Source organism: Candidatus Nitrosotalea sp. FS (assembly GCF_011319475.1).
In the GTDB taxonomy this organism is placed as follows: Archaea; Thermoproteota; Nitrososphaeria; order Nitrososphaerales; family Nitrosopumilaceae; genus Nitrosotalea.
Map to the genome: position 1 here is coordinate 1 of NZ_RCMC01000291.1, position 6,970 is coordinate 6,970.

Annotated in this window: 8 protein-coding genes; 5 read left to right on the forward strand and 3 right to left on the reverse strand. The window is 36.5% G+C overall.

The window, feature by feature from the left end:
• Positions 1 to 48 precede the first annotated feature (48 nt).
• Complete coding sequence (locus DYY66_RS12055) at positions 49 to 705, forward strand: toll/interleukin-1 receptor domain-containing protein (protein ID WP_166289807.1); 657 nt, start codon at positions 49 to 51, stop codon at positions 703 to 705.
• A 159-nt stretch (positions 706 to 864) separates the two neighbouring features.
• Here the strand turns inward: DYY66_RS12055 and DYY66_RS12060 are convergent, their stop codons facing one another.
• The gene (locus DYY66_RS12060) at positions 865 to 1,113 is read right to left on the reverse strand and encodes a hypothetical protein (RefSeq protein WP_166289810.1); all 249 of its coding nucleotides are present in this window, start codon (positions 1,111 to 1,113) and stop codon (positions 865 to 867) included.
• Positions 1,114 to 1,597: 484 nt separating this feature from the next.
• On the opposite strand from DYY66_RS12060, the gene DYY66_RS12065 reads away from it, so the two are divergent.
• A complete protein-coding gene (locus DYY66_RS12065) occupies positions 1,598 to 1,981 on the forward strand; it encodes a hypothetical protein (protein ID WP_166289813.1) in 384 nt (127 codons plus the stop codon).
• 148 nt (positions 1,982 to 2,129) lie between these two features.
• Positions 2,130 to 3,578 carry an MFS transporter gene (locus DYY66_RS12070; protein WP_166289816.1) on the forward strand — a complete coding sequence of 483 codons (1,449 nt, stop codon included), beginning with the start codon at positions 2,130 to 2,132 and terminating at the stop codon, positions 3,576 to 3,578.
• 20 nt (positions 3,579 to 3,598) lie between these two features.
• Here the strand turns inward: DYY66_RS12070 and DYY66_RS12075 are convergent, their stop codons facing one another.
• Positions 3,599 to 4,711 carry a polysaccharide deacetylase family protein gene (locus DYY66_RS12075; RefSeq protein WP_166289819.1) on the reverse strand — a complete coding sequence of 371 codons (1,113 nt, stop codon included), beginning with the start codon at positions 4,709 to 4,711 and terminating at the stop codon, positions 3,599 to 3,601.
• Between the two features lie 233 nt (positions 4,712 to 4,944).
• Here DYY66_RS12075 and DYY66_RS12080 point away from each other — a divergent pair, with 233 nt between their 5' ends.
• Both DYY66_RS12080 and DYY66_RS12085 read left to right on the forward strand, forming a co-directional pair.
• Positions 4,945 to 5,304 carry a response regulator gene (locus DYY66_RS12080; protein WP_166289822.1) on the forward strand — a complete coding sequence of 120 codons (360 nt, stop codon included), beginning with the start codon at positions 4,945 to 4,947 and terminating at the stop codon, positions 5,302 to 5,304.
• A gap of 521 nt (positions 5,305 to 5,825) precedes the next feature.
• Positions 5,826 to 6,038: a hypothetical protein gene (locus DYY66_RS12085; RefSeq protein ID WP_166289825.1), complete on the forward strand. Its 213-nt coding sequence runs from the start codon at positions 5,826 to 5,828 to the stop codon at positions 6,036 to 6,038.
• On the opposite strand, the gene DYY66_RS12090 is transcribed toward DYY66_RS12085, so the two are convergent.
• Positions 6,035 to 6,232, reverse strand: coding sequence for a hypothetical protein (locus DYY66_RS12090; protein ID WP_166289828.1), 198 nt, complete (start codon positions 6,230 to 6,232; stop codon positions 6,035 to 6,037). The genes DYY66_RS12085 and DYY66_RS12090 overlap by 4 nt on opposite strands.
• Between the last annotated feature and the right edge of the window lie 738 nt (positions 6,233 to 6,970).

Consider the following 6,970-nt stretch of genomic DNA (forward strand, 5'->3'; position numbering starts at 1 on the left):
ATTATATAATAACCACAATTAATCTAACATTGATTTTATTTTAAAAATATGGTAACTGCCTCAATTGAAATATTTCTTAGCCATGCAAACAAAGACAAGAAAATCGCCAAGAAATTTGCCGATGAATTAAACCAGTATGGATTGAAGATCTTTGTAGCTCATGAAGATATCGAGATTGGTGATAAATGGGAATCTATACTGTTTAACAAAATTAAAGAATGTGATTTGTTTGTAACATTACTTTCCAAGAATTTTCACAGTGCACAATATACTGACCATGAAGTAGGAATAGCTTATGGATTGAACAAGCTCATCTTTCCTGTGCGATTTGATGATACTGTACCATACGGATTCATGTCTAAATTTCAAGCTAAAAAAATATCTCCAGAAATAGACAAAGATGAGATTACAAAATTATTCTTTGCCATGGTCTCAAAAAGTGAGAAGGGTACAGAAATGATACATAAACTAATTGAAGAGTTTGGAGATTCTGACTCGTATGATAGAGCAAATAAGACTTCGGACATACTTTCTCAATGTACTGACTTCTCAGATGAACAATTAAACCAAATATCGTATACTTTTCTACATAATGACCAGATTAGAGATGGATTTAGATCTGGACGTTGGTGTACAGATTTGATAAAAAGTAATTGGAAGAGATTGGACAAAGATTTGCATTATAGATTAGAAAAACACATGTAAAGTTTTGTTCGATTGTAGATTTTTACGTCTAATTGAGGAATATTCTATTTTTGTTTGCGTTTAGATTGCCAAGTCTTTGAGTAACGTCAAACTCTTACGTGGTTACGGCATATCAATCAAATCTACAAAACAATAGAATCATTCTCAAAAATTGTGCGGTTAAAATGAATCTTTATGTACTAACGATTTTTGTCTCAAATAATATTTTGTACTAAATCCAAAGTGTTTCAATTCAGTGTATATCTCAAGCAGATCATAATAGCTAAACTTGATTTTTCCAAGGTCTTCTCTGCTTATTCCAAATTTGTTTATTACATCCAAGAGGAAATCCCTGTTAACTAGGCCAATAACATGTGAACCATCATCTCTTATGATGCAATGGCCTAATCTTACAGTTGTTTCATGCATAGCTAATCAAACAATTTTCTGTATTTATTATTGGTCTTCCAAATTTGGAAATCATGGACGTATAGTACCATTATTCTGGAACTCTACCTCATAACCTTGTAATTTCCTTTGAAGGTATAATTTCAGGTATGTGATTTGACTGCTCCAGAACATATGTCACTTAGTACCTGTGAGTTGTATTGTTGCTCTGGATGAGGTTCAACACTGGTCTTAGGAAGCATCTTGCAGAACACGTCGGGAAAGAGATAATCTGCCATTAAGTAGACTCCAATCAAGAGGCCTCCGATTAAAATCACTAGTCCTAACAGTGGTCGCATAAATTAGTTATCTTCTGTCGGCCTATAATAGTAATTTTAAATCATTTCAAACATGGTCAATTTTTCCAATGCCCTTTCTGTTGACGGTGAGTAAAAATAGGATGTATATAGAAAAAAAGAGAGAAAAACTACGTAAACCTCTAAAACAATGATGATTCTAAGATCTCGTGAAACATGCATTTGTTTACATTCCAAGTTGTATAGTTCTAGTCAGCATAGGAGGTTTTGCAATGTATCATTTTTCGGTATCACAACCATTTGATGAAACAATATCTCTACTTAATCATCCAGCACCAGACTGTGTGGGATACATACCAAAAGCAAAAGCATTAGCAGAAAATTCAATCGGTCAAGCAACGATATCTTCCTATAATCTTCACTTTGATGGTATCCAGTGTCATTTTGAACCAGGCACTAATGGTACTTCCAAATTACAATCAATCATGGTATCATACCAGTCTCCGTCTGGATGGGCAATGACATTTACAGAAGATCCATTGCTGACTACCGTAATAAATTCCACAATATTTCCACCTAGAAATTTTGGCTAGGAAAATAATTCTCCAAGATAAACAAAAATCATTACAACTACTCTATAGACTCTGATAATACCTTGCAAAACAGATAATACTAATATTAGTTCTATAACAAATAGAAGAAATCTTCAAAAATACTGAAGTCAATAGTGGAATGTAATTTATGTCAAATAATCAAAACCAGAACAATTCCGGATGGAAAACACTCATCATTTTGAGCTGTTTGGGTATCATAGTCATGTTTGATGAAACCATGATCCTTCCAGCTATTCCTGATTTTGTTCGCAATTTTGCAATATCTTATAGCACTTCATCTTGGTTGCTCTCAGCATATATCATTGCAGCAGCTGTCATGACTCCTATTGCAGGTAGATTATCTGATATTTTTGGCAAGAAAAAAATGCTACTCATAGTGATGGCAGTATATACCGTTGGAGTTCTGTCAGGACGATTTGCCACAAACATCGAGTTTATGTTATTTGCAAGAGCATTACAAGGCGTTGGGATGTCCATGTTCCCAATCGCATTTGGAATTATCCGTGAATCGCTTCCAGAGAAGAAATTTGCAACAGGCCAGACAATATTTGGTGCAACATTTCCCGCAGGTGCTATCATTGGTCTTGTAGGAGGTGCGGCAATAATTCAAAACTTTGGCTGGCAGGCCACGTTTTTAGCTATTGTACCTTTTGCAATAGCACTTTGGTTAGTGATACTAAAATTCATGCCTGTTTCAAAACCAACTCCAAGTGGAGAGAGCAGTGCACCCGTAGACAAGTCAATTGACATCAAGGGCACACTGCTTTTGGCAGTAACAATAGTGTCGTTTCTTAGTGGCATTACTTTTCTTCAAAGCAAAGAAATCGGATTCTATGTGGTTGGACTCTTTATAGTATCTGCAATATCGCTTGCAGCATTTATCATGACAGAAAAGAGAACCAAGATGCCACTTCTTGATTTGAAACTAATGTCTAACAGAAACTTTCTTCCATCTACTATGATAATGATGTTGGTGTTTCTCTCTATTTTCACCGTATACCTTACAATTCCTGTAATGGTACGAAGTCCTGTTCCATTAGGATTTGGAGGTGATGCTCTAGCAGTTGCAAATGTGCAACTGCCATTCATGGTGGTGTTCTTGATAACTACGGTCATCTCGGGTTTTATTTTGAACAAAGTCAAAAATACTACAATAACACTGATTGGCACTTCGATAGCTACGATTGGTTTCTTTTTGCTAGTGATGTTCCATTCTTCTGAGCTTATGGTTTCAATAGGACTAACGGTACTTGCAGCTGGATTATCGCTTTCTATTGCAGGCGGCTTTAATGTAATACTGGTCTCTGTACCGATGCAGATGACAGGAATTGCTCTTGGAATGACACTGCTTTTGGACCTGGTTGGAATGTCTATAGGACCAGTCTTTGCAGGAATATTTCAGGATACGTATCGTGGAACAATAAGTGGTGTGACCGGAGAATTTCCAACAGAAACAGCATATGTAGCCATATTTGTTGCGGCTGCTATAATTTCACTGTCTTCTGTGATTCTCTCAATTGTAGTCAATAGGAAAAATAATAGCCCAACAGAAGTAGAATCATTACAAGAAAAGTAATTCAAATGACAAACTTGTAATTATTCATCATCGGCGTGCTTGGACTTTTTGATATGAGCACTAGCTTGCTTCCACTCTGATTTTAGTTGTTTTTCAAAGTCCTTGTATTCTCCTCTGGCTTTTTTTATCTTTGCCTTGCAATCATGCGCAACTTGTTTGTGATTATGTGAGGCATTTTTAATCTCTAAATGACATTGATGGATCATGTCTCGAATCGCAGTTCTTTTTTCTTTGAGGGTTGCATTACTTTCTTTTACATCTATTTCTTTTACCACATTAGCTGCTGGTTGGACTTGGCTTGGCGGCGGATCTGAGACGGCTATATTTTCAAATGTTGTTATGCGTATTTTTTTGGCAAGAATCGAATCTATCAAGCTTGAAAGATTGCTTACTTGACTGTTGTCTATGACATCGACTTGTTGACCATTTACAGTCTTGACAAAATTCTGTGGATGCAATACCACTATAGCGTATCCTCTTTTTGCTATGTTATTGTTGACAGAATCTAAAATTACAGAATTTGATACGGTTTGCCATATACCGTTTCGCTCATCCATAAATCCTGTAGTATCAGGAAATTGGAGTATGGAATATGGCTCAGAAGAAACAGATGGATTCCAAATAAATCTATTATCATTTGTATGACTTGACCCAGCACTAAGTATTCCAATTCCTAGATTTGACATGGCCACCAGTGTCGAGTTGTTAAATGTGCCATAGGGTGGAATAAAGACATTTGATTTAACACCAAACAAGGTTTGCATTTTGTTGTTGGCCAAGTCAAGTGTTTTCTTTTGGTCTTGCTCGCTGAGCTTGGTATAATCCACATGGTTCCATCCATGTATTGCCAATTCAAAGAGCCCTTTACCTTGACCCTCCTTGATTTTCTGTAGTATCTGTCCATCATTGCCAGTCGCATTCATTACAATTCCAAGTGAAAGACTCTGGTCCTTTGATAGGAAGAGATTCATGACCTGAATCTGTGCTGAACGTAACCAATTATCGTGTATGTCATCAAGCCTGAATATTACACAATTACATGCAGGTTGTTTTCCAGTTTGCATAATTTGTGCTTCCACATATTGTTGTGAGATTCCAGAAATTAATACATAAGAAGCGATACAGGCTAGCATGATTTTTGAAAGTTTGTAGGTATGGGGTTTGATTACATATCACGCCTTTGTTATGTCTAGAGTATGAAAAGTCGAATTTAAGATTCAGTAATGATTCCTACGCAATGTAGAAATATCATTTTCTGACAATTATGTAAGCGTCATGTGATGGTCAAGACAATTTTATGAAAAATGTGTGTATTTGAATTCTAAGACACCTTTGTTGTTATATACAAAATGCGAGCTTGCCAAGCATGGCCCGGATTATGATTGCAGAAGATTCTGCTGCAACAAGACTAGTTCTGAAAGACTCGCTTCACATAGGGCACCATGAACTAGTTGCAGAAGCAAAGGATGGCGCAGAAGCAATAGAGAAATTCAACAGTGTACATCCTGATGTCTTATTGCTTGACATATCCATGCCAAAAAAAGATGGAGTATCTGTCTTGCATGAAATAATGTCATCTGATCATGAAGCAAAAATCATCATGATAACTGCAGATGAAAACTTTAACACTATACACAAAAGTACTGCCGAAGGAGCCCAGGCCTATATCATAAAACCATTTAGTTTTACAGATGTACTAAATGCGATCACAATGGTACTAAACTAGTATATTCAAGTGATGGAACCAGGTTACGACTTGAAAATCTTTAAGATCTATACAAAAATTACCATATTGTGATTCGCAGTTATAAAATTCTGATTATTGGAGTGTGTATGGAGCTTTTTGTTTTGACCAATATTGTAATTTATCATCTTTTTCTTTCACATGCTTCGTATAGCTTGCTACTTGTCATCCTTGGCAATATGATACATCCAATAATGTTTGGCGGAGTGGCAGTCCTATTGGCAGGAACGATACTCTTCTTTAATGATAAAAGAAAGATGTCAAAAATCTAGTGACATTTTTACAATATCCTAATGTGTGGATGTTTATCTTAACTCTAGTTCATATGTCTTGGACGATATTTGATAGCAAGTGATTTCTGCTAGAAGATTTGTATTATTTTACAAAAGATGTTTCTATGAATCAATGACAAACGAGGATGAAGATTCTGAGGACGATGATTAATGGATACATGATGAAAATTATGGATAATTCTTTATAGGCAATTTTGAGTGATAATGTTGATGAAGACTCTCACAAGCCTATTTCTCATATCATTACTATTCTTTCTAACTATACCGCATGCTCAAGCCCAAGTTGATCCTGGCAACGATCCTGTGATGTGGAGTTATGTGGACCAAACTCAATTTTGGATTATACTCATTGTACTAGTTATAGTGGGTGGAGGATTTACGATATATTTCCGCAGAAAACCTGCACCAAAAAATAACCCCTAGGCTTTGGGTTTTACAGTCTTGCCCTTCAGTATTTTTTGCAATCCTGGAACCATCATGGAAATCATTGCAGCAAAACCAAAGCCTGCTGCAAACAATGCTGCCATGTGGGATTCATAAACACGCATGAAAAGAAATGATGCTGCCGAAAGGCCAAACATTGCCAAAGATATGGCAAACATGGTATTGATCTTCAATTTACAAATCCTTTGTCTAGTGTACTAGATTTAGCAATTTCTACTGGAAAAAGGTAACGTCAAGGGCAAATGATTTATCTTGTGTGAAATTACACCTTGTAGACCACAAGGACTCTAACGGGATGATGTTAGTATGGCAATCCTTTGACCGATTAGATNAGACAGTGTCAAGAGCAAATGATTTATCCTGTGTGGTATGATGCCTTGTAGACCACAAGGACTCTGGCGGGATGATGTTAGTATGGCAATCCTTTGACTGTTCAGATGTACTGTGGTCAAATCCTTTTCTATTATGGATATAGTGTATCTATGATGGGACTATTTGGAGGCAAAAAAGAAGAGTATTGTTCGGTATGCAACAAGAGGACTCCACGTACAAGTAAACCAAAGAAAGAGTGGAACATCAAAGGTCAACTCTGTGCCAAGTGTTTCGTAGATTTTATGAAAAAACCTGTTGCGAAAAAAAAGAGTACTGACGTTTGTGTTGCATGCGGGGCAGAACCAGGTGGACTAAACCTGTGGAAGCCAAAAAAGGAATGGCAATNACATTGTGCAGTATGCAACAAGAGGACACCACGCACCAGTAAACCAAAGAAAGAATGGAATATCAAAGGTCCACTCTGTGCCAAGTGTTTCGTAGATTTTATGAAAAAACCTATTGCGAAAAAAAAGAGTGATGATGTTTGTGTCGCATGTGGGGCAGAACCTGGTGGACTAAACCTATGGAAACCAAAAAAG